Origin of the sequence: Streptomyces sp. NPDC048106 (genome assembly GCF_040706415.1) — a bacterium.
Taxonomy (GTDB): Bacteria; Actinomycetota; Actinomycetes; order Streptomycetales; family Streptomycetaceae; genus Streptomyces.
In genome coordinates this window covers 88733-107510 of record NZ_JBEZND010000013.1, presented here as the reverse complement: position 1 = coordinate 107510, position 18778 = coordinate 88733, and the positions used below count along the sequence as shown (strand labels likewise).

Annotated in this window: 17 protein-coding genes; 8 read left to right on the top strand and 9 right to left on the bottom strand. The window is 73.4% G+C overall.

The window, feature by feature from the left end; translation table 11 throughout:
* Positions 1–55: 55 nt before the first annotated feature.
* From AB0927_RS16235 to AB0927_RS16225, 3 genes are all read right to left on the bottom strand, one after another.
* The gene (locus tag AB0927_RS16235; RefSeq protein WP_366668228.1) at positions 56–1699 is read right to left on the bottom strand and encodes a phospho-sugar mutase; all 1644 of its coding nucleotides are present in this window, start codon (positions 1697–1699) and stop codon (positions 56–58) included.
* A gap of 353 nt (positions 1700–2052) precedes the next feature.
* The gene (locus AB0927_RS16230; protein WP_366668227.1) at positions 2053–2877 is read right to left on the bottom strand and encodes a purine-nucleoside phosphorylase; all 825 of its coding nucleotides are present in this window, start codon (positions 2875–2877) and stop codon (positions 2053–2055) included.
* Positions 2878–3007: 130 nt separating this feature from the next.
* Positions 3008–3445 (bottom strand): gamma-glutamylcyclotransferase, encoded by a 438-nt coding sequence (locus tag AB0927_RS16225; protein ID WP_366668226.1) that lies wholly within the window; start codon positions 3443–3445, stop codon positions 3008–3010.
* 191 nt (positions 3446–3636) lie between these two features.
* On the opposite strand from AB0927_RS16225, the gene AB0927_RS16220 reads away from it, so the two are divergent.
* Positions 3637–5085 (top strand): NAD(P)H-quinone dehydrogenase, encoded by a 1449-nt coding sequence (locus AB0927_RS16220; RefSeq protein ID WP_366668225.1) that lies wholly within the window; start codon positions 3637–3639, stop codon positions 5083–5085.
* A gap of 166 nt (positions 5086–5251) precedes the next feature.
* Entirely contained in the window at positions 5252–6196 is a 945-nt protein-coding gene (locus tag AB0927_RS16215) for a DeoR/GlpR family DNA-binding transcription regulator (RefSeq protein ID WP_366668224.1), read from the top strand.
* 233 nt (positions 6197–6429) lie between these two features.
* Here AB0927_RS16215 and AB0927_RS16210 read toward each other — a convergent pair whose 3' ends face one another.
* Positions 6430–8202, bottom strand: coding sequence for a biotin carboxylase N-terminal domain-containing protein (locus AB0927_RS16210; RefSeq protein WP_366668223.1), 1773 nt, complete (start codon positions 8200–8202; stop codon positions 6430–6432).
* Between the two features lie 350 nt (positions 8203–8552).
* On the opposite strand from AB0927_RS16210, the gene AB0927_RS16205 reads away from it, so the two are divergent.
* The gene (locus AB0927_RS16205) at positions 8553–9143 is read left to right on the top strand and encodes a hypothetical protein (RefSeq protein WP_366668222.1); all 591 of its coding nucleotides are present in this window, start codon (positions 8553–8555) and stop codon (positions 9141–9143) included.
* Here the strand turns inward: AB0927_RS16205 and AB0927_RS16200 are convergent.
* The 4 genes from AB0927_RS16200 to AB0927_RS16185 form a co-directional block, all read right to left on the bottom strand.
* A complete protein-coding gene (locus tag AB0927_RS16200) occupies positions 9115–9732 on the bottom strand; it encodes a nucleoside triphosphate pyrophosphatase (protein WP_366668221.1) in 618 nt (205 codons plus the stop codon). The genes AB0927_RS16205 and AB0927_RS16200 overlap by 29 nt on opposite strands.
* A gap of 55 nt (positions 9733–9787) precedes the next feature.
* Positions 9788–9925, bottom strand: a complete 138-nt coding sequence (locus tag AB0927_RS16195; RefSeq protein ID WP_366668220.1) for a hypothetical protein — start codon at positions 9923–9925, stop codon at positions 9788–9790.
* Between the two features lie 79 nt (positions 9926–10004).
* Complete coding sequence (locus AB0927_RS16190) at positions 10005–10214, bottom strand: acyl-CoA carboxylase epsilon subunit (RefSeq protein WP_366668219.1); 210 nt, start codon at positions 10212–10214, stop codon at positions 10005–10007.
* A 30-nt stretch (positions 10215–10244) separates the two neighbouring features.
* Positions 10245–11858: an acyl-CoA carboxylase subunit beta gene (locus AB0927_RS16185; RefSeq protein WP_366668218.1), complete on the bottom strand. Its 1614-nt coding sequence runs from the start codon at positions 11856–11858 to the stop codon at positions 10245–10247.
* 110 nt (positions 11859–11968) lie between these two features.
* On the opposite strand from AB0927_RS16185, the gene AB0927_RS16180 reads away from it, so the two are divergent.
* Together AB0927_RS16180 and AB0927_RS16175 are read left to right on the top strand one after the other, a co-directional pair.
* Complete coding sequence (locus tag AB0927_RS16180; RefSeq protein ID WP_366668217.1) at positions 11969–12835, top strand: biotin--[acetyl-CoA-carboxylase] ligase; 867 nt, start codon at positions 11969–11971, stop codon at positions 12833–12835.
* Between the two features lie 230 nt (positions 12836–13065).
* On the top strand, positions 13066–14184 hold the full coding sequence (locus AB0927_RS16175; RefSeq protein ID WP_366668216.1) for an adenylate/guanylate cyclase domain-containing protein: 1119 nt from the start codon (positions 13066–13068) through the stop codon (positions 14182–14184).
* Between the two features lie 10 nt (positions 14185–14194).
* On the opposite strand, the gene AB0927_RS16170 is transcribed toward AB0927_RS16175, so the two are convergent.
* The gene (locus tag AB0927_RS16170; protein WP_366668215.1) at positions 14195–14863 is read right to left on the bottom strand and encodes a hypothetical protein; all 669 of its coding nucleotides are present in this window, start codon (positions 14861–14863) and stop codon (positions 14195–14197) included.
* A gap of 217 nt (positions 14864–15080) precedes the next feature.
* Between AB0927_RS16170 and AB0927_RS16165 the strand changes: the two genes are divergently transcribed.
* From AB0927_RS16165 to hutH, 3 genes are all read left to right on the top strand, one after another.
* A complete protein-coding gene (locus AB0927_RS16165) occupies positions 15081–15875 on the top strand; it encodes an enoyl-CoA hydratase-related protein (protein ID WP_366668214.1) in 795 nt (264 codons plus the stop codon).
* 88 nt (positions 15876–15963) lie between these two features.
* Entirely contained in the window at positions 15964–17112 is a 1149-nt protein-coding gene (locus AB0927_RS16160; protein WP_366668213.1) for a GGDEF domain-containing protein, read from the top strand.
* Between the two features lie 88 nt (positions 17113–17200).
* Complete coding sequence (gene hutH, locus AB0927_RS16155; RefSeq protein ID WP_366668293.1) at positions 17201–18769, top strand: histidine ammonia-lyase; 1569 nt, start codon at positions 17201–17203, stop codon at positions 18767–18769.
* Positions 18770–18778 lie beyond the last annotated feature (9 nt).

Below are 18778 nucleotides of genomic sequence, written 5' to 3'. Positions count from 1 at the left end.
CCCTGGGATCGGGGATCCGGGGGTGCCCCTGGCTTTTCCGGTGGCCGCGCCGGTTTCAGATGCCGGCGGCCGCGGAGAGGTCGCGCTTGATGGCCTCCAGGAGGCCCTTCGCGCGGGTGTGCGCGGCCGGGAGGCCTTCGTGCGCGGGAACCGGCACGACGACCTCCAGGTAGCACTTCAGCTTCGGCTCGGTGCCGCTGGGACGGACGATGACGCGGGCGCCGTCGAGGGTGTAGCGCAGGCCGTCCGTCGGCGGCAGCGTCTCCGTGCCCTTGGTCAGGTCCTCCGCCCGGGTGATGGCCAGGCCCGCGAGCCGGGTCGGGGGCTGCTCGCGCAGGCGGCGCATCGCGTCGGCGATCAGGGAGAGGTCCTGGACGCGCACGGACAGCTGGTCGGTGGCGTGCAGGCCGTGTTCGACGGCGAGGTCGTCCAGGAGGTCGAGGAGGGTGCGGCCCTCCTCCTTCAGCCGCGACGCCAGCTCGGTGATCAGGAGGGCCGCGGTGATGCCGTCCTTGTCGCGCACGCCCTCCGGGTCCACGCAGTAGCCGAGGGCCTCCTCGTAGCCGTAGCGCAGGCCGTCGACGCGGGCGATCCACTTGAAGCCGGTGAGCGTCTCCTCGTACGGCAGCCCCGCCTTCCGGGCGATCCGGCCGAGCAGGGAGGAGGAGACGATCGACTCCGCGAAGGTGCCCTGCGCGCCGCGCTCCACCAGGTGGGCGGCGAGCAGCGCGCCGACCTCGTCGCCGCGCAGCATGCGCCAGCCGGCGCCGTCCTTGACGGCCACGGCGCAGCGGTCGGCGTCCGGGTCGTTGGCGATGACCAGGTCGGGGTCGGTCGCGCGGGCCCGGTCGAACGCCAGGTCCATCGCGCCCGGCTCCTCCGGGTTGGGGAAGGCGACCGTCGGGAAGTCCGGGTCCGGCTCGGCCTGTTCGGCGACGAGCACGGGCTCGGGGAACCCGGCGCGGGCGAAGGCGGCGAGGAGGACGTCCTTGCCGACGCCGTGCATGGCGGTGTAGACGGTGCGGGCGGTGCGCGGGGAGCCCGCGGACAGTACGGCGTCGGTACGGGCGAGATAGGCGTCCAGGACCGCGTCGTCCAGGGTCTGCCAGCCGGACTCCGGGCGGGGCACGTCGGCCAGGGAGGCGATCGCCTCGATCTCGGCGGCGATGCCCGCGTCGGCCGGGGGCACGATCTGGGAACCGTCGCCCAGGTACACCTTGTAGCCGTTGTCCCGGGGCGGGTTGTGGCTGGCGGTGACCTCCACGCCCGCGACCGCGCCCAGGTGCCGGATCGCGAAGGCGAGCACGGGCGTGGGGAGCGGGCGGGGGAGCACGGCGGCGCGCAGGCCGGCGCCGGTCATCACGGCGGCGGTGTCGCGGGCGAAGTCGGCGGACTTGTGGCGGGCGTCGTAGCCGATCACGACGAGGCCGGCGTCGTCGCCCCCGTGGGGGGTGCCGTTCTTCTTCAGGTACGCGGCGAGGCCGGCGGCGGCGCGGATGACGACGCCGCGGTTCATGCGCATCGGGCCGGCGCCGAGTTCGCCGCGCAGCCCCGCGGTGCCGAACTGGAGGGTGCCGGCGAAGCGCGCCGACAGTTCCTTCTCGTCGCCGGAGTCGATCAGTGCGGCGAGTTCGGCGCGGGTGTCCGGGTCGGGGTCCTCGGCGAGCCATGCGTTGGCCCGCGCGATGAGATCGTGCACCTTGGGATCAACCTCTCCTGTGTTTGCCGTTCCTTCGCCCGGGCGGGCGGGTGGGGGCGCGCTGGTTACGGTGCCGCCACGGCCTCGACCGTGTGTCCATGCCTACGTCACGTCCCCGCGCCGCCGGGGGCGCCACGCTCACGCCGGCGCGGGGAGTGCGGCCACGTCGGCCCGGGGGCGCGCCCGCTCCGGGGCGGGACGGCACGCCCGGCACGGCTCGTAGGGCCGCGGACGCCGACGGCCGACCGGACCGCCCGCCCCCGGCACCCGGCCGGGCGACCGCACGGCGTCCGGAGGCCCCCCGCGCCCCCGGTCGCCTGGTCGGGGCGCCCGTCGGCCGTGGCGCCGCGGGACTACAGCTTGCCCAGCACCTGGGCCAGCAGCGTGCCCATGCGGGCGGCGGAGTCGCGGCCGGCCTGGAGGACTTCCTCGTGGTTGAGGGGTTCGCCGGTCATGCCCGCGGCGAGGTTGGTGACCAGGGAGATGCCCAGGACCTCGGCGCCGGCCTCGCGCGCGGCGATGGCCTCCAGCACCGTGGACATGCCGACGAGGTCGGCGCCGATGACGCGGGCCATGCGGATCTCGGCCGGGGTCTCGTAGTGCGGGCCGGGGAACTGCGCGTAGACGCCCTCCTCCAGGGTGGCGTCGACCTCCTTGCACAGGGCGCGCAGCCGCGGCGAGTACAGGTCGGTCAGGTCGACGAAGTTCGCGCCCACGATCGGCGAGGTGGCCGTGAGGTTGATGTGGTCGCTGATGAGCACCGGCTGGCCGGGGCGCATGCCCTCGCGCAGGCCGCCGCAGCCGTTGGTGAGCACCACGGTCTTGCAGCCGGCGGCGACGGCCGTGCGGACGCCGTGCGCGACGGCGGCGACACCACGGCCCTCGTAGTAGTGGGTGCGGCCCAGGAAGACCAGGGCGCGCTTGCCCCCGAAGGAGTACGAGCGGATCTTGCCGCCGTGGCCCTCCACGACCGGCGGCGGGAAGCCCGGCAGCTCGGTGACGTCGAACTCCGCGTCGGGGGCGCCCAGGGCGTCGACGGCCGGAGCCCAGCCGGAGCCCATCACGAGGGCGACGTCGTGGGTCTCGGCGCCGGTCAGTTCGCGCAGGCGCGCGGCGGCGGCGTCGGCGGCGGCGTAGGGATCGCCCTGGATGTCGTCCGGAAGAAGAGATGCGTTCACGTGGACGAGGGTAGCCGCTTCTCGCCTACGCGCGTAGATGACGGACCTCACCGGATTGAGATCGTTGTCTTGTCGTTTCCGACGATGGATTACCGCGGGTAATACGGAGATGGCGTGAGTGGGCGCCGGGTCAGCAGGGGCGCTTGCGCAGGTCCATCACGTAGTCGTGGGGTGCGCCGGCGGACTCCACGGCGTCGGCGATCTCACCCAGGTAGCGGGCCGAGGGAAGGCCGCCCTCGTAGTCGTCGAGGACGTACGTCCAGGCCGCCTTCTCGCCGTCCAGGGTGTGCACGCGGACCCGGACGCGGCGGTACGTGCCGAGGTCCATGCCCTCCCAGCGGTCGAGGGAGTCCTCGTCCATGGGCGCGATGTCGTACAGACCGACGAACACCTGGGCCAGCGGTTCCTCGACGATCGTCGCCAGCGCGCCCTCCCAGCCCAGCCGCTCCCCGCCGAAGGTCAGCCGCCAGTCGTTCAGCCAGCCCGTGGCGCGCAGCGGGGAGTGCGGGGCGCGGCGGGCCATCAGCCGGGCGTCGAGGTTGCCGGCGTAGGCGGCATAGAGCGACATGGGGGAGAGAGTACGGCAGCGCCCCCGGCCCCCTCGCGCGCCCCGGAAGCGAGCCCCGGGGCGCCCCGGAGGCGCCGGGGCCGCCTCGGAGCGGCGGCCGGGGCGGATCACGGGGGCCGGGACGGCGCGTCCGCGCACGTCCGGAGGCCCGCGCTCCCCCCGGGCAGTGGCATCTTGAAGCGTGCGGGACAATGGGGTACGTGACTCGGATCGTGATCATCGGTGGCGGACCTGGCGGATATGAAGCGGCGCTGGTGGCCGCTCAGCTCGGCGCGGAGGTGACCGTCGTCGACTGCGACGGCCTGGGCGGCGCTTCGGTGCTGACCGACTGCGTGCCGTCGAAGACCCTTATCGCGACGGCCGAGGTCATGACGACCTTCGACTCGTCGTACGAGGAGCTGGGGATCATCGTCGCCGACGACACCCCGCCCCTGGAGCAGGCCGCCCGCGTCGTCGGCGTGGACCTCGGCAAGGTCAACCGACGGGTGAAGCGCCTCGCGCTGGCGCAGTCGCACGACATCACCGCCTCCGTGACGCGCGCCGGCGCGCGGGTCATGCGCGGTCGCGGCCGCCTGGAGGGCATGCAGGCCCTCGACGGGTCGAGGAAGGTCGTCGTCACCGTCGCCGACGGCACCGAGGAGACCCTGACCGCCGACGCCGTCCTGATCGCGACCGGCGGTCACCCGCGCGAGGTGCCGGACGCCCAGCCCGACGGCGAGCGCATCCTCAACTGGACCCAGGTCTACGACCTCAACGAGCTGCCGGAAGAGCTGATCGTGGTCGGCTCCGGCGTGACCGGCGCCGAGTTCGCCGGCGCCTACCAGGCCCTCGGTTCCAAGGTCACCCTCGTGTCCTCCCGCGACCGCGTGCTGCCCGGCGAGGACCCGGACGCCGCCGCCGTCCTGGAGGACGTCTTCCGGCGCCGCGGCATGAACGTCATGGCCCGCTCCCGCGCGCAGTCCGCCAAGCGTGTCGGCGACCGGGTCGAGGTCACGCTGGCCGACGGCCGGGTCATCACCGGCACCCACTGCCTCATGGCCGTCGGCGCCATCCCGAACAGCGCGGGCCTCGGGCTGGAGGAGGCCGGCGTCAAGCTGCGCGACTCCGGGCACATCTGGACCGACAAGGTCTCCCGCACGACCGCGCCCGGCGTCTACGCGGCCGGTGACGTGACCGGTGTCTTCGCGCTCGCGTCCGTCGCCGCCATGCAGGGCCGTATCGCGATGTACCACTTCCTGGGCGACGCGGTGGCCCCGCTGAACCTGAAGACGGTCTCCTCCAACGTCTTCACCGACCCCGAGATCGCCACCGTCGGCTACACGCAGGCGGACGTGGACGCCGGCAAGATCGACGCCAAGGTCGTCAAGCTGCCCCTGCTGCGCAACCCGCGCGCCAAGATGCAGGGCATCCGGGACGGCTTCGTGAAGATCTTCTGCCGGCCGGGCACGGGCATCGTCGTCGGCGGTGTGGTCGTCGCGCCGCGCGCCTCGGAACTCATCCACCCCATCTCGATCGCCGTCGACAACAATCTGACGGTCGAACAGATCGCGAACGCGTTCACGGTGTACCCCTCCCTTTCGGGGTCGATCGCGGAGGTCGCGCGCCAGCTCCACACCCGCAAGGCGAGCGCCGAGGGCTGATGACCTGCGGTAACTTCCCGCTGGTCGCGGGGGGTTGCCGTACATGCGGCCGGCATAGTCGGGGCGGCCCGGTCCTATATCACTCCACATACCACTCTGCGAACAACTTCTGTTATTCGGCGCAAACTGCTGAAAGCAGACGGTCGCTGGGGTTACTGTCAGTTTCGTGTTCGCTGCTGAACGTCGCCAACTGATCCTCGAAATGGTGCGAGCGAACGGTGCCGTGTCGCTCCGTGAGCTCGCCCGCGTCGTCCAGACCTCCGAAGTGACCGTACGGCGGGACGTGCGGGCACTGGAGGCGGAAGGACTCCTCGACCGCCGGCACGGCGGTGCGGTACTGCCGGGTGGTTTCACCCGGGAGTCCGGCTTCCCGCAGAAGTCGCACCTCGCGACCGCCGAGAAGACGGCGATCGCCGATCTCGCCGCCGGCCTCGTCGACGAGGGCGAGGCGATCGTGGTGGGTGCCGGTACCACCACGCAGGAGCTGGCCCGCCGGCTCGCCCGCGTGCCCGGACTCACGGTGGTCACCAACTCCCTCCTGGTCGCACAGGCGTTGGCCCACGCGAACCGGGTGGAGGTCGTGATGACCGGCGGCACCCTGCGCGGCTCCAACTACGCGCTCGTCGGCTCCGGCGCCGAACAGTCCCTCCAGGGGCTGCGGGTGTCGAAGGCGTTCCTGTCCGGGAGCGGTCTGACCGCCGAACGGGGCCTGTCCACCTCCAACATGCTCTCCGCCTCCGTGGACCGCGCCCTCGTGCAGGCCGCCGCGGAGGTCGTGGTCCTCGCCGACCACACCAAGCTGGGCACGGACACGATGTTCCAGACCGTGCCGACGGACCTCATCACCCGCCTGGTCACCGACGAACCGCCCGCCCACGACGACCGCGCCGCGGCCGAGTTGCAGGCGCTCGCCGACCAGGGGGTGCAGATCGCCGTGGCCGGGGCGAACGGAAGCCCGGGGGGTGACCAGGTCCCGCCAGCACGCCGCCCCCAACTGCCGGGACCACGCCGGGGCCAGCTCCCCGCCAACACGCTGCGCTCGGCTTCGGTCCTGTCCGACCAGCCGGCCACGGCCGACCGGGCGCGGGTCGCCGACCTGCGCCGCAGGTGAGCCGCGCCCGCTCGGCCACGGGTCCGGCGGGGCGGGGCTCGACGGGGGCTGACCGGCTGACCAGGGCCGACCGGCCGGGTCGGCCGGAGGGGCGCAAGGGCAAGGGCGGGTTGAGTGGTCCCTCGCCCGGCCCACGGCAGTAACGCGGCGGCGATGCGCGTCCCGCCCTCGAACGCGAGCCGGCCCCCGGTGCACACGCATCGGGGGCCGGCTCGGTGTCGTACGGGCGGACCTCAGTCCTTGATCTCGCAGATCGCCGCGCCCGAGGTGATGGACGCGCCCACCTCGGCGCTCAGGCCCTTGATGGTGCCCGCCTTGTGGGCGTTCAGCGGCTGCTCCATCTTCATGGCCTCCAGGACGACGACCAGGTCGCCCTCCTGGACCTCCTGGCCCTCCTCGACGGCGATCTTGACGATCGTGCCCTGCATCGGGGAGGCGAGGGTGTCACCGGAGGCGACGGGGCCGGACTTCTTGGCGGCGCGGCGCTTCGGCTTGGCGCCGGCGGCGAGGCCGGTACGGGCCAGGGACATGCCCAGCGAGGACGGGAGGGAGACCTCCAGCCGCTTGCCGCCGACCTCGACCACGACGGTCTCGCGGCCCGCGTCCTCCTCCGCCTCGATGTCGGCCGGCGCGGCGAAGGGCTTGATCTCGTTGACGAACTCGGTCTCGATCCAGCGGGTGTGGACCTTGAACGGCTCGGTGGAACCCGTCAGTTCGGGGGCGAACGCCGCGTCCCGGACCACCACGCGGTGGAAGGGGATCGCGGTGGCCATGCCCTCGACCTGGAACTCGTCCAGGGCGCGCGCGGCCCGCTCCAGGGCCTCCTTGCGGGTGCGGCCGGTGACGACGAGCTTGGCGAGGAGCGAGTCCCAGGCCGGGCCGATCACACTGCCGGACTCCACACCGGCGTCCAGGCGGACACCGGGACCGGACGGCGGGTCGAACGTGGTGACGGTGCCGGGGGCGGGCAGGAAGTTGCGGCCCGGGTCCTCGCCGTTGATGCGGAACTCGAAGGAGTGGCCGCGAAGCTGCGGGTCGTCGTAGCCGAGTTCCTCGCCGTCGGCGATGCGGAACATCTCGCGGACCAGGTCGATGCCGGCGACCTCCTCGGTCACCGGGTGCTCGACCTGGAGGCGGGTGTTGACCTCCAGGAAGGAGATCGTGCCGTCCTGGCCGACCAGGAACTCGCAGGTGCCCGCGCCCTCGTAGTGGGCCTCCTTGAGGATGGCCTTGGAGGCGCGGTACAGCTCGGCGACCTGCTCGTCGGACAGGAACGGCGCCGGGGCCTCCTCCACGAGCTTCTGGTGGCGGCGCTGGAGCGAGCAGTCACGGGTGGACACGACGACCACGTTGCCGTGCTTGTCCGCCAGGCACTGGGTCTCCACGTGCCGCGGACGGTCCAGGTAGCGCTCCACGAAGCACTCGCCGCGGCCGAAGGCGGCAACTGCCTCGCGCACCGCCGAGTCGTACAGCTCCGGCACCTCTTCGAGGGTGCGGGCGACCTTCAGACCGCGGCCGCCACCGCCGAAGGCGGCCTTGATGGCGATCGGCAGACCATGCTGCTCCGCGAACGCGACGACCTCGTCGGCGCCCGAGACCGGGTCCGGGGTGCCGGCCACCAGGGGCGCGCCGGCGCGCTGGGCGATGTGGCGGGCCGCCACCTTGTCACCCAGGTCGCGGATGGCCTGCGGCGGCGGGCCGATCCAGTTCAGACCGGCGTCGAGGACGGCCTGCGCGAAGTCGGCGTTCTCCGAAAGGAAGCCGTACCCCGGGTGGACGGCGTCCGCGCCGGACTCCCGGGCCGCGTTCAGGACCTTCTCGAAGTCCAGGTAACTGGTGGCCGGTGTGTCACCGCCCAGGGCGAACGCCTCATCCGCGGCGCGGACATGCAGGGCGTCCCGGTCCGGGTCCGCGTAGACGGCAACGCTCGCGATCCCCGCGTCCCGGCAGGCCCGAGCCACCCGGACAGCGATTTCGCCACGGTTGGCGATGAGCACCTTGCGCACGATTGAGGCTCCCTCCTTGAAACAAGCCGAGTTTAGGGACTGCCGACACGGCTCTTCGACCCGTCCCCAATGGTGAGCTTGCCCACACGGAGCGTGATGCGAGGCTCGCCCGACCCGTGAAAGCCCTAGTGGCACCTTGCTACGCAGGACTCCTCCGGCAAACCCTAGCCCCGCCATGTGGTCAAGGTCTCTGTAAGAGCGTGCTGCGGCCCACTCGGTTTCTTTGTCGAGTCCCTACGAATGGCCCAACGATTCTTTGCTGCGGCGCGAACCCTTGTCCCAAGGTTTACCCGTTAGTAGCGTTCGCCCTGTCCGGAACTACTGCGGGTAACAGAGGGTGGGCGGGGTCAGTGGTGCGCAGGACCGTGGCGTGGGTGGTGACCCTCGTCCTCCTCGTGGAGGCGCTCGGCGTCGGGGCGCTGAACTGGTTCCTCGGCGTGGTCGTGGAGCGGCAGAAGATGTCCATGGCCGGCCTGGACCCGCATCTGATGTCGACGTCCTCGAAGATCGGCGGCGTCGTCTTCGGCCTCTACTTCGCGCTGTGCGCCCTGGTCGCCCTGCTGGTGGCGGTCCGCGACCGCGCCCCCGCCGGCTTCGGCCGCGTCGTGCTGGTCAGCGCGGCGGTCGTGCACGGCCTGCTGGGCGCCTTCTGCTGGGGCCTGGTCGGCCTGACGGCCTTCCTGGTCATGGTCGTGGTGCTCGCCCTCCTGGTGCTGCTCCTGGTCTCGTACGACCGCGACGCCGGCCCCGCCCCGGCCGAGCCCGGCGGGAACGGCGGGACGGACGGCGACCCGAGGGCCGCGGACGAGCCGGTGGACGCCCTCGCCGCTCCCACGGGTGAACCGGGCGTCGGCCGTACGGCGGAGCCGCAGGACGGGGACGACGAGCCGCGGGACGCCGTCCCCGAGCGGCTCACTCGGCCGGTGCCCACAACTCCGTGATGCCGACGCCCAGTTCGGCGAGGAGCTTGCGCACCAGGGGCAGGCTGATGCCGATCACGTTGCCGTGGTCGCCGTCGATGCCCTCGATGAACGGCGCCGAGCGGCCGTCCAGGGTGAACGCCCCGGCGACGTACAGGGGCTCGCCGGAGGCCACGTACGCGGCGATCTCCTCGTCGCTGGGCTCGCCGAAGCGCACGACGGTGGAGGCGGTCGCCGAGACGTAGCGCTTGGCCGCCGTGTCCCAGACGCAGTGCCCGGTCTGCAGGACGCCGGCCCGGCCGCGCATCGACTTCCAGCGGGCGGTGGCCTCCTCGGCGTCCGCGGGCTTGCCGAGCGCGCGCCCGTCCAGCTCCAGCACCGAGTCGCAGCCGATCACCAGGGCGCCCTGCACCTCGGGCAGCGCCGCCACGACCGACGCCTTCGCCTCGGCCAGGGCGAGCGCCAGTTCCGCCGGGGTGGGGGCGGTGACGGCGTCCTCGTCGACCCCGCTCACGATGACCTCGGGCGCGAGACCTGCCTGCCGGAGCAGGCCGAGGCGGGCGGGGGACTGGGAGGCGAGCACGAGTCGCCTGCGGTGCGTTGCAGTCATGCGGTCAGGTTAGTCACCCGCTCGCGCGCGGGCGCCGGCTCGCCTGCCGGCGGCCTCAGCGCAGACCGGTCAGGGCGGCGACGACCATGGCCGCGGTCACGGCCACGGCCATGAGGAGGCCGAGCCGCCGCAGCATGTCCTGCGCGTCGCGCAGCTCTTTCGGAGGCTCGTCTTCCGGGTCTGACCACAGCATCGGTCCAGCGTGCGGGAAGCGGCGGGCCGGGCGCCTGAGTAGCCGTACTCAGATGGGCGCCGGGACCGCCGCGCCGCTGTCAGCTGGGCCAGTACGTGCGGGTCCAGGATGCCGGGCCCGGCTTGCGGCCCCGGCCGGACGCGATCCGCGAGGGATCGGACCACGCGTCCTTCGGACCCTCCGCGCCCGGCGGCGTGGCCGCCGCCGCCGCGGCGCGGGCGCGGACCACCGCCAGAGCGGCGGCCAGCTCCTCGGGGGTCGGGTTGCCTCGTACGACCTTGATCGTCATGTCGGCTCCTGTCGTTCTGCCGCGGGGCCTCTAGAGGGGGATGTTGCCGTGCTTCTTCGGGGGCAGTGATTCCCGCTTGGTGCGCAGTTGACGCAGGCCGCGGACGATGTGCGCGCGGGTGTCGGACGGCATGATCACCGCGTCGACGTAGCCGCGTTCGGCCGCCACGTAGGGGTTGAGGAGGGTGTCCTCGTACTCCTGGATCAGCCGGGCGCGCACGGCTTCCACGTCCTCGCCGCTCTCCGCCGCCTCGGCGAGGGTGCGCCGGTGCAGGATGTTGACGGCGCCCTGGGCGCCCATGACGGCGATCTGGGCGGTGGGCCAGGCGAGGTTGAGGTCGGCGCCCAGGTGCTTGGAGCCCATGACGTCGTAGGCGCCGCCGAAGGCCTTGCGGGTGATCACGGTGATCAGCGGGACGGTGGCCTCGGCGTAGGCGAAGATCAGCTTGGCGCCGCGCCGGATGATGCCCTCGTGTTCCTGGCCGACGCCCGGGAGGAAGCCGGGCACGTCCACGAAGGTGAGCACCGGCAGGTTGAAGGCGTCGCAGGTGCGCACGAAGCGGGCGGCCTTCTCGGAGGCGTCGATGTCGAGGCAGCCCGCGAACTGCATCGGCTGGTTGGCGACGACGGCGACCGGCTGGCCCTCGACCCGGCCGAACCCGGTGACGATGTTCGGCGCGAACAGGGCCTGGGTCTCGAAGAACTCGCCGTCGTCCACGACGTGTTCGACCACCGTGCGGATGTCGTACGGCTGGTTGGCGCTGTCCGGGACCAGGGTGTCCAGCTCGCGGTCCTCGTCGCTGACCGCGAGGTCCGCCTCCTCCGGGAAGACCGGGGGCTCGGAGAGGTTGTTGGACGGCAGGTACGACAGCAGCTGCTTGATGTACTCGATGGCGTCCTTCTCGTCCCCGGCCATGTGGTGGGCCACGCCGGAGACGGCGTTGTGGGTACGGGCGCCGCCCAGCTCCTCGAAGCCCACGTCCTCGCCGGTGACGGTCTTGATGACGTCGGGCCCGGTGATGAACATGTGCGAGGTCTGGTCGACCATGACCGTGAAGTCGGTGATGGCCGGGGAGTACACCGCGCCGCCCGCGCACGGGCCGACGACCAGGGAGATCTGCGGGATGACACCGGAGGCGTGGGTGTTGCGGCGGAAGATCTCGCCGTAGGCGCCGAGCGAGGCGACGCCCTCCTGGATCCGGGCGCCGCCGGAGTCGTTGATCCCGATGACCGGGCAGCCGGTCTTCAGGGCGAAGTCCATCACCTTGACGATCTTCTGGCCGTACACCTCGCCCAGGGCGCCGCCGAAGACGGTGAAGTCCTGCGAGAACACGGCGACCGGGCGGCCGTCGACGGTGCCGTAGCCGGTGACGACACCGTCGCCGTACGGCCGGTTCCGCTCCAGGCCGAAGTTGGTGGAGCGGTGCTGGGCGAACTCGTCGAGCTCGACGAACGACCCCTCGTCCAGGAGCAGTTCGATCCGCTCACGGGCGGTCAGCTTGCCCTTCGCGTGCTGCTTCTCGACGGCGCGCTCCGAGCCGGCGTGCGTCGCCTCGTGAATGCGCCGCTGGAGATCCGCGAGCTTGCCCGCGGTCGTGTGAATGTCGATCCCTTGGATCTCGTGACGCTCTTCCGGCTCGGACATCGGGATGCGGCTCCCTGCCTGCTCAAAAGGGGGGACGGTTACTCGTTCGTAGAGTAGTGCTGGGCCTACCGATCAGCACTGCGTCGTTTGCCACACCTAGGGTGGCTTGCATGACGCCCCGAGATGCAGCAGACGACAAGCCCAGCCGGTGGTCCGACCTGGACCGCCCGCCGCTGAACGCGGCCGCCCTGCGCCGCGCGCTGGTGCGCGAGGGCGGCCTGTGGTCCGAGCTGGAGGTGGTGCAGCGCACCGGATCCACCAACAACGACCTCGTGGCGCGCGCCGCGGCCGGTCCGGTGGCCGAGGGCACGGTGCTGGTCGCGGAGGAGCAGACGGCCGCGAAGGGCCGCCTGGACCGCCGCTGGACGGCGCCGCCGCGCTCCGGCCTCTTCGTCTCCGTGCTGCTGCGGCCCGCGGAGGTGCCGGTGGCCCGGTGGGGGTGGCTGCCGCTGCTCACCGGGGTCGCGGTGGCGACCGGCCTGGCGCGGGCGGCGGGCGTGGACACGGCCCTGAAGTGGCCGAACGACCTGCTGGTGACGGTCGGCGGCGAGGAACGCAAGGCGGGCGGCATCCTGCTGGAGCGGGCCGGCGAGGACGGCGTCGTCATCGGCTTCGGCCTCAACATCTCCCTGCGGGCGGACGAACTGCCGGTGCCGCAGGCCGGCTCGCTGCTGCTGGCCGGCGCGGTGAGCACCGACCGCGACCCCCTGCTCCGGGCGGTGCTGCGCTCCCTGGAGGACTGGTACGGCCGCTGGCGCGCGGCGTCCGGCGACCCCGCCGAGAGCGGCCTCCAGGAGGCGTACGCGGCGGGCTGCGCCACCCTGGGCCGCACGGTGCGGGCCCAGTTGCCCGGCGACCGGGACCTGGTCGGCGAGGCGGTGGCCGTGGACGGCGACGGCCGCCTGGTCATCGCCACGGCGGAGGGCGTGCAGGAGCCGGTGGGAGCGGGCGACATCGTGCATCTGCGCCTGGCGTGAGGCGGGTCCGGGAAGGGCGCCCGCAGGTGCGCCCGGCGGTCCAGGCGCCCATGCTGATGGCGGAGGGGCGGCGGCCGCGGGCCGCCGGACGGCGTCGGCCCGGACCGGGCGCACGGACCGGTACCGGGCAAGTGGACCTCGGCCGAACCCGACGGAGTGAGCTGGCGCACACCTGCCGTAGAGTTGAGGCCGGTCGTACCTGACCTCGGCAGATCGGAAGGGCAGCAGGCGTGACCGTCGACGACACGGGCCCCGGAGAGCAGGACCGGACGGACCCCAGCGCCGCCGACTCCGGCGAGGACCCGCTCGCGCTCCGTCTCGAACAGCTCATCCTGGGCGCCGAGCGCCGCTACACCCCTTTCCAGGCCGCCCGCAGCGCCGGCGTCTCCATGGAGCTGGCGTCCCGCTTCTGGCGGGCGATGGGCTTCGCGGACATAGGCCAGGCCAAGGCCCTCACCGAGGCCGACGTACTCGCCCTGCGCCGCCTCGCCGGACTCGTGGAGGCGGGCCTGCTCAGCGAGGCCATGGCCGTGCAGGTGGCCCGCTCCACCGGGCAGACCACCGCCCGGCTGGCCGAGTGGCAGATCGATTCCTTCCTGGAGGGCCTGACCGAGCCCCCCGAGCCCGGCATGACCCGCACCGAGGTGACGTACCCGCTGGTCGAGCTGCTGCTGCCGGAGCTGGAGGAGTTCCTGGTCTACGTCTGGCGCCGGCAGCTCGCCGCCGCGACCGGGCGCGTCGTCCAGGCCGCGGACGACGAGGAGATGGTCGACCGCCGCCTCGCCGTCGGCTTCGCCGACCTCGTCGGGTTCACCCGGCTGACCCGCCGCATGGAGGAGGAGGAACTCGGCGAACTCGTCGAGGCCTTCGAGACCACCGCCGCCGACCTGGTGGCCGCGCGCGGCGGCCGGCTCATCAAGACCCTCGGCGACGAGGTCCTGTTCGCCGCGGACGACGCGGGCACGGCCGCGGACATCGCGCTGCGCCTGGTGGAGACGCTGGCGCACGACGAGACGATGCCCGAACTGCGCGTCGGCATGGCGTTCGGCACCGTGACCACCCGGATGGGCGATGTGTTCGGCACGACGGTGAACCTCGCCTCCCGTCTGACCTCCATAGCCCCGCGCGACGCCGTCCTGATGGACAGCGCGTTCGCCCAGGAGCTGATCCGTACCGGCGAGGCGCCCGCCTCGGAGGCGGAGGCGGCCGAGGCCGCGGCGGCCGCCGAGAAGGAGGGCGAGGAGGTACCGGTGTACCGCTTCGCGCTCCAGCCGATGTGGCAGCGCCCGGTGCGCGGCCTCGGCGTGGTCGAGCCGTGGCTGCTCACCCGCAGGGACGGGCAGCAGTAGTCGACACCCCCTAGGACCGGTGGCCGCCGAGCAGGTCCACCTCCACACAGAGGGCGATGACCGGCAGGCACAGCCCGACCGGGCCGGGCGCGGGGGCGCTGCGGGTCGGCGTGGGCGTCGGTGTCGCGGGTGGCGTGGGACGCGCGGTGGGCGGGGGAGGCGCCGGCGCGGTGGTCGTGGGCCGGGGCGGTCCGCTCGGCGCGGTGCTCGTCACGGGCGGCGGTGGCACCGCGCGCCCCGCGCCGCCGGGCGCGGCCGCGCCCCCTGTCGGCGTCGGTGCGGGACCGCGCCCGCCCGGTACGGTGGCCGCCGAGGGAAGCGCCTGGGGGCCCACGGACCCGTCGGTGGTGGTGGCCGTCGTAGCCGTATGCCCGCCGCCCTTGGATCCGCCGCCCCCGTGCCCGCCGTCGCTTGCCCCGCCGTCCGCGAGGCCGCCGTCCGCGAGGCCGCCGCCCGGGTCGAGCCGGGGTTCGGCCGCCGCGGTGCCCGGGGCGCCGACGCCCGACTCCGGGGACATGCGGACCAGGCCGAGCAGCCCGGTCGCGAGGACCAGCCCGCCGGCGGCGAGCAATGCCCGGCGGCGCCGGGGTTTACGGTGCCGTCCGCGCCGAAGGCCGGGAAACCGGCCGCCCGGCTCCGCCGGTGCGGCCGTGCGTATCGGACCGCGCGTCACTGTCATGTCGTTCTCCCCCACGCTCCCCGCCCGCGCTCCCCACCGGTGCTTCACCCACACGAGCGCAGCGCACGCTATGCGCTCGTGTGGGTGATGTGGGGCGAGACGGTCGTGATGTCACTCGAACGGGCGTAGCGGCACGGGCTTTCCTGTGGTCGGGTGCGGCTGCGATGATCGGGCCGACAGGGGTTAACCCGCGTTAACACGTGTACCGGAGGATGCGATGAGCGAGGCACGGTTCGGGGAGTTCGTGCTGGTACGGCGGCATGGGTACGTCGCGGAGCTGGTCCTGGACCGGCCCAAGGCGATGAACGCCGTCTCCACGGAGATGGCCCGCTCGATCGCGGCCGCCTGTACGGCGCTGGGGGCGGACCGGGACGCGCGGGTGGTCGTCGTGTCGTCGTCGCACGAGCGGGCCTTCTGCGTCGGCGCGGACCTGAAGGAGCGGAACTCCTTCAGCGACGCGGACCTGATGCGGCAGCGTCCGGTGGCGCGGGGGGCGTACACCGGCGTGCTGGAGCTGCCGATGCCGACGATCGCGGCGGTGCACGGGTTCGCGCTGGGCGGCGGCTTCGAGCTGGCGCTCTCCTGCGACCTGATCGTGGCCGACCGGACGGCCGTGGTGGGGCTGCCGGAGGTGTCCGTGGGCGTGATCCCGGGCGGCGGCGGCACGCAGTTGCTGCCGCGGCGGGTCGGCGCGGCGCGGGCGGCCGAGCTGGTCTTCTCGGCGCGGCGGCTGGAGGCGGCGGAGGCCGGCGAGATGGGGCTCGTGGACCACGTGGTCGAGGAGGGCCGGGACCGGGAGGAGGCGCTGGAGCTGGCGGCGCGCATCGCGGCGAACTCCCCGGTGGGGCTGCGGGCGGCGAAGCGGGCGCTGCGGCTGGGGCAGGGTCTCGATCTGCGCGCGGGCCTTGAGGTCGAGGACGCCGCGTGGCGCACCGTCGCTTTCTCCGGTGACCGCGCGGAGGGCGTCGCCGCCTTCAACGAGAAGCGCAAGCCGCAGTGGCCGGGGGAGTAGGCCGGCCGGGGCGGGATCGGCCGCCCTGGACGAACGTGTCCGCCCTGCCAATATCTCGAACCGGAAAAATCCTCCCTAACCTGGAGTAATGGGCGACGACAAGCGGCTTGCCGCCGTGGTGGCGCTGGCGCAGGGGATGGCCGCGGCGCACACCCCCGAGGAGTCGTGGCAGGCCGCCGCGCTCGGCGCCTGCCGCGCCCTGGACGGCAGCTTCGGCGCGCTGTCGGTGTGGGAGCGGGAGCTGGGCCGGCTGCGCGTCCTGGTGAACGTCGGGGACCGGCGCCCGGACGAGGAGGAGTTCCCCGAGGCCGAGTCGTACCCGGTGCACCAGTTCCCGGAGATCACCGAGTTCCTGCACGAACGCTGGGCCGGCGGCGGCGGTCCCAACGCCTGGGTGGAGACCGCCGAGGGCACCGCCGCCGGCATCCCCGGCTACTTCCACCAGCGCGTCGCCGCCCTGCGCCGCCGGGGCCGCGGCTGCTGTGTCGTCGCCCCCGTGGTGCTGCACGGCAGGGCCTGGGGCGAGGTGTACGTCGCCCGTGCCGTCGGCGTCCCCGTCTTCGGCCGCGGCGACGCCGACTTCGCGACCGTGCTGGCCGCCGTCGTCGCCGCGGGGCTCGCGCAGACCGAGCGCCTGGAGGAGGCCCGCCGGCTCGCCTACACCGATGCCCTGACCGGGCTCGCCAACCGCCGCGCCGTCGACGTGCATCTGGACGAGGCGCTCGAACGGCACCGCGCCGACGGCGCCGTCGTCAGCCTGGTGGTCTGCGACCTCAACGGGCTCAAGCGGGTCAACGACACCCAGGGCCACGCCGTCGGCGACCGCCTCCTCGAACGCTTCGGCTCGGTGCTGTCGCTGTGCGGCGCGATGGTGCCGGGAGCGCTGGCCGCGCGGCTCGGCGGGGACGAGTTCTGTCTCCTCGCGGTCGGCCCGCCCGCCGACGACGTGGTCAAGGCGGCGGACGAGCTGTGCCGCCGCGCGGGCGGCCTGGAGCTGGGGGAGGGGGTCGCCTGCGGGGTCGCCTCGACCGAGGACCCGATCGGCCCGGTGGACGACGCCCGGCGGCTGTTCCGCCTCGCGGACGCCGCCCAGTACCGCGCCAAGGCCATGCACGCCGACCGCCCCGTGGTCGCCGGCCGCGAGGGCCCCGACGATCCCGTGGTCCGCCTCGCCGACGAACCCTCCCCCACCCGCGCCGAACGCCGCCGCTTCCGCGGTCGCCGCCCCGCGGGGTGAGGCGAAGCCCACAGCGCCGGGTAAGGGGCGCAGCCCGCGCCCACTAGTGACAGCGCTGCATTCAATGCGTACGCTCCTGAATATGGATATGCATACTGTGGTGGTGGGGACGTCCGGTGTCTCGGCGTCCGACGTTCTCGCCGTGGCGCGCGGCGCTGCCCGGATCGAGCTGTCGCCGGAGGCGGTGGCGGCGCTGGCCGCGGCCCGCGAGATCGTGGACGCCCTGGCGGCCAAGCCGGACCCGGTCTACGGCGTCTCCACCGGCTTCGGCGCCCTGGCGACCCGGCACATCAGCCCGGAACTCCGCGCCCAGTTGCAGCGCAACATCGTCCGCTCGCACGCCGCCGGCATGGGCCCGCGGGTGGAGCGGGAAGTCGTACGGGCCCTGATGTTCCTGCGGCTGAAGACCGTCTGCTCCGGACACACCGGCGTACGCCCCGAGGTCGCGCAGACCATGGCCGACGTGCTCAACGCCGGGATCACCCCGGTCGTGCACGAGTACGGCTCCCTCGGCTGCTCCGGCGACCTCGCCCCGCTGTCGCACTGCGCCCTGACCCTGATGGGCGAGGGCGAGGCCGAGGGACCCGACGGCGTCGTACGGCCCGCCGGCGAACTGCTCGCCGAGCACGGGATCCAGCCCGTCGAGCTGCGCGAGAAGGAGGGCCTGGCGCTGCTCAACGGCACCGACGGCATGCTCGGCATGCTGGTCATGGCCCTCGCCGACCTCGACACCCTCTACAAGTCCGCCGACATCACCGCCGCGCTGAGCCTGGAGGCGCTGCTCGGCACCGACAAGGTGCTCGCGCCCGAGCTGCACGCCATCCGCCCGCACCCGGGCCAGGGCGACGCGGCCGCCAACATGCTCGCCGTGCTGAAGGGTTCCCAGCTCACCGGGCACCACCAGGACGACGCGCCGCGCGTCCAGGACGCCTACTCGGTGCGCTGCGCCCCGCAGGTCGCGGGCGCCGGCCGCGACACCATGGCGCACGCCCGCCTGGTCGCCGAGCGCGAGCTGGCCTCCGCCATCGACAACCCCGTGGTGCTGCCCGGGGGCACCTCCCAGGCTTTCGGCTCCGGGGGAGGGCGCGTGGAGTCCAACGGCAACTTCCACGGCGCGCCGGTCGCCTACGTCCTGGACTTCCTCGCCATCGCCGCCGCCGACCTCGGCTCCATCGCCGAGCGCCGCACCGACCGGCTGCTGGACAAGAACCGCAGCCACGGCCTGCCGCCCTTCCTGGCCGACGACGCGGGCGTGGACTCCGGTCTGATGATCGCCCAGTACACGCAGGCCGCCCTGGTCAGCGAGATGAAGCGGCTCGCCGTACCGGCCTCCGCGGACTCCATCCCGTCCTCCGCCATGCAGGAGGACCACGTCTCCATGGGCTGGTCGGCCGCGCGCAAGCTGCGCACCGCGATCGACAACCTCACCCGGATCATCGCCGTCGAGCTGTACGCGGCCACCCGCGCCCTCCAGCTCCGCGAGGGGCTGAGCCCGGCGCCCGCCTCCCAGGCCGTGATCGAGGCCGCCCGCGCCGCCGGTGTCCAGGGTCCCGGCCCGGACCGCTTCCTGGCCCCCGACCTGGCCGCGGCCGACGCCTTCGTGCGCGGCGGCCACCTGGTCGCCGCCGTGGAGACGGTCACCGGCCCGCTCCGGTAGCCGGCAGCC

Coding starts and splice junctions, on each gene's coding strand:
- AB0927_RS16225 (WP_366668226.1), bottom strand. CDS start 3,445: ATGTCGCTCTATGCCGCCTACGCCGGCAACCTCGACGCCCGGCTGATG.
- AB0927_RS16220 (WP_366668225.1), top strand. CDS start 3,637: ATGGGGTACGTGACTCGGATCGTGATCATCGGTGGCGGACCTGGCGGA.
- AB0927_RS16200 (WP_366668221.1), bottom strand. CDS start 9,732: ATGACTGCAACGCACCGCAGGCGACTCGTGCTCGCCTCCCAGTCCCCC.
- AB0927_RS16195 (WP_366668220.1), bottom strand. CDS start 9,925: ATGCTGTGGTCAGACCCGGAAGACGAGCCTCCGAAAGAGCTGCGCGAC.
- AB0927_RS16190 (WP_366668219.1), bottom strand. CDS start 10,214: ATGACGATCAAGGTCGTACGAGGCAACCCGACCCCCGAGGAGCTGGCC.
- AB0927_RS16185 (WP_366668218.1), bottom strand. CDS start 11,858: ATGTCCGAGCCGGAAGAGCGTCACGAGATCCAAGGGATCGACATTCAC.
- AB0927_RS16180 (WP_366668217.1), top strand. CDS start 11,969: ATGACGCCCCGAGATGCAGCAGACGACAAGCCCAGCCGGTGGTCCGAC.
- AB0927_RS16170 (WP_366668215.1), bottom strand. CDS start 14,863: ATGACAGTGACGCGCGGTCCGATACGCACGGCCGCACCGGCGGAGCCG.
- AB0927_RS16165 (WP_366668214.1), top strand. CDS start 15,081: ATGAGCGAGGCACGGTTCGGGGAGTTCGTGCTGGTACGGCGGCATGGG.
- AB0927_RS16160 (WP_366668213.1), top strand. CDS start 15,964: ATGGGCGACGACAAGCGGCTTGCCGCCGTGGTGGCGCTGGCGCAGGGG.
- hutH (WP_366668293.1), top strand. CDS start 17,201: ATGCATACTGTGGTGGTGGGGACGTCCGGTGTCTCGGCGTCCGACGTT.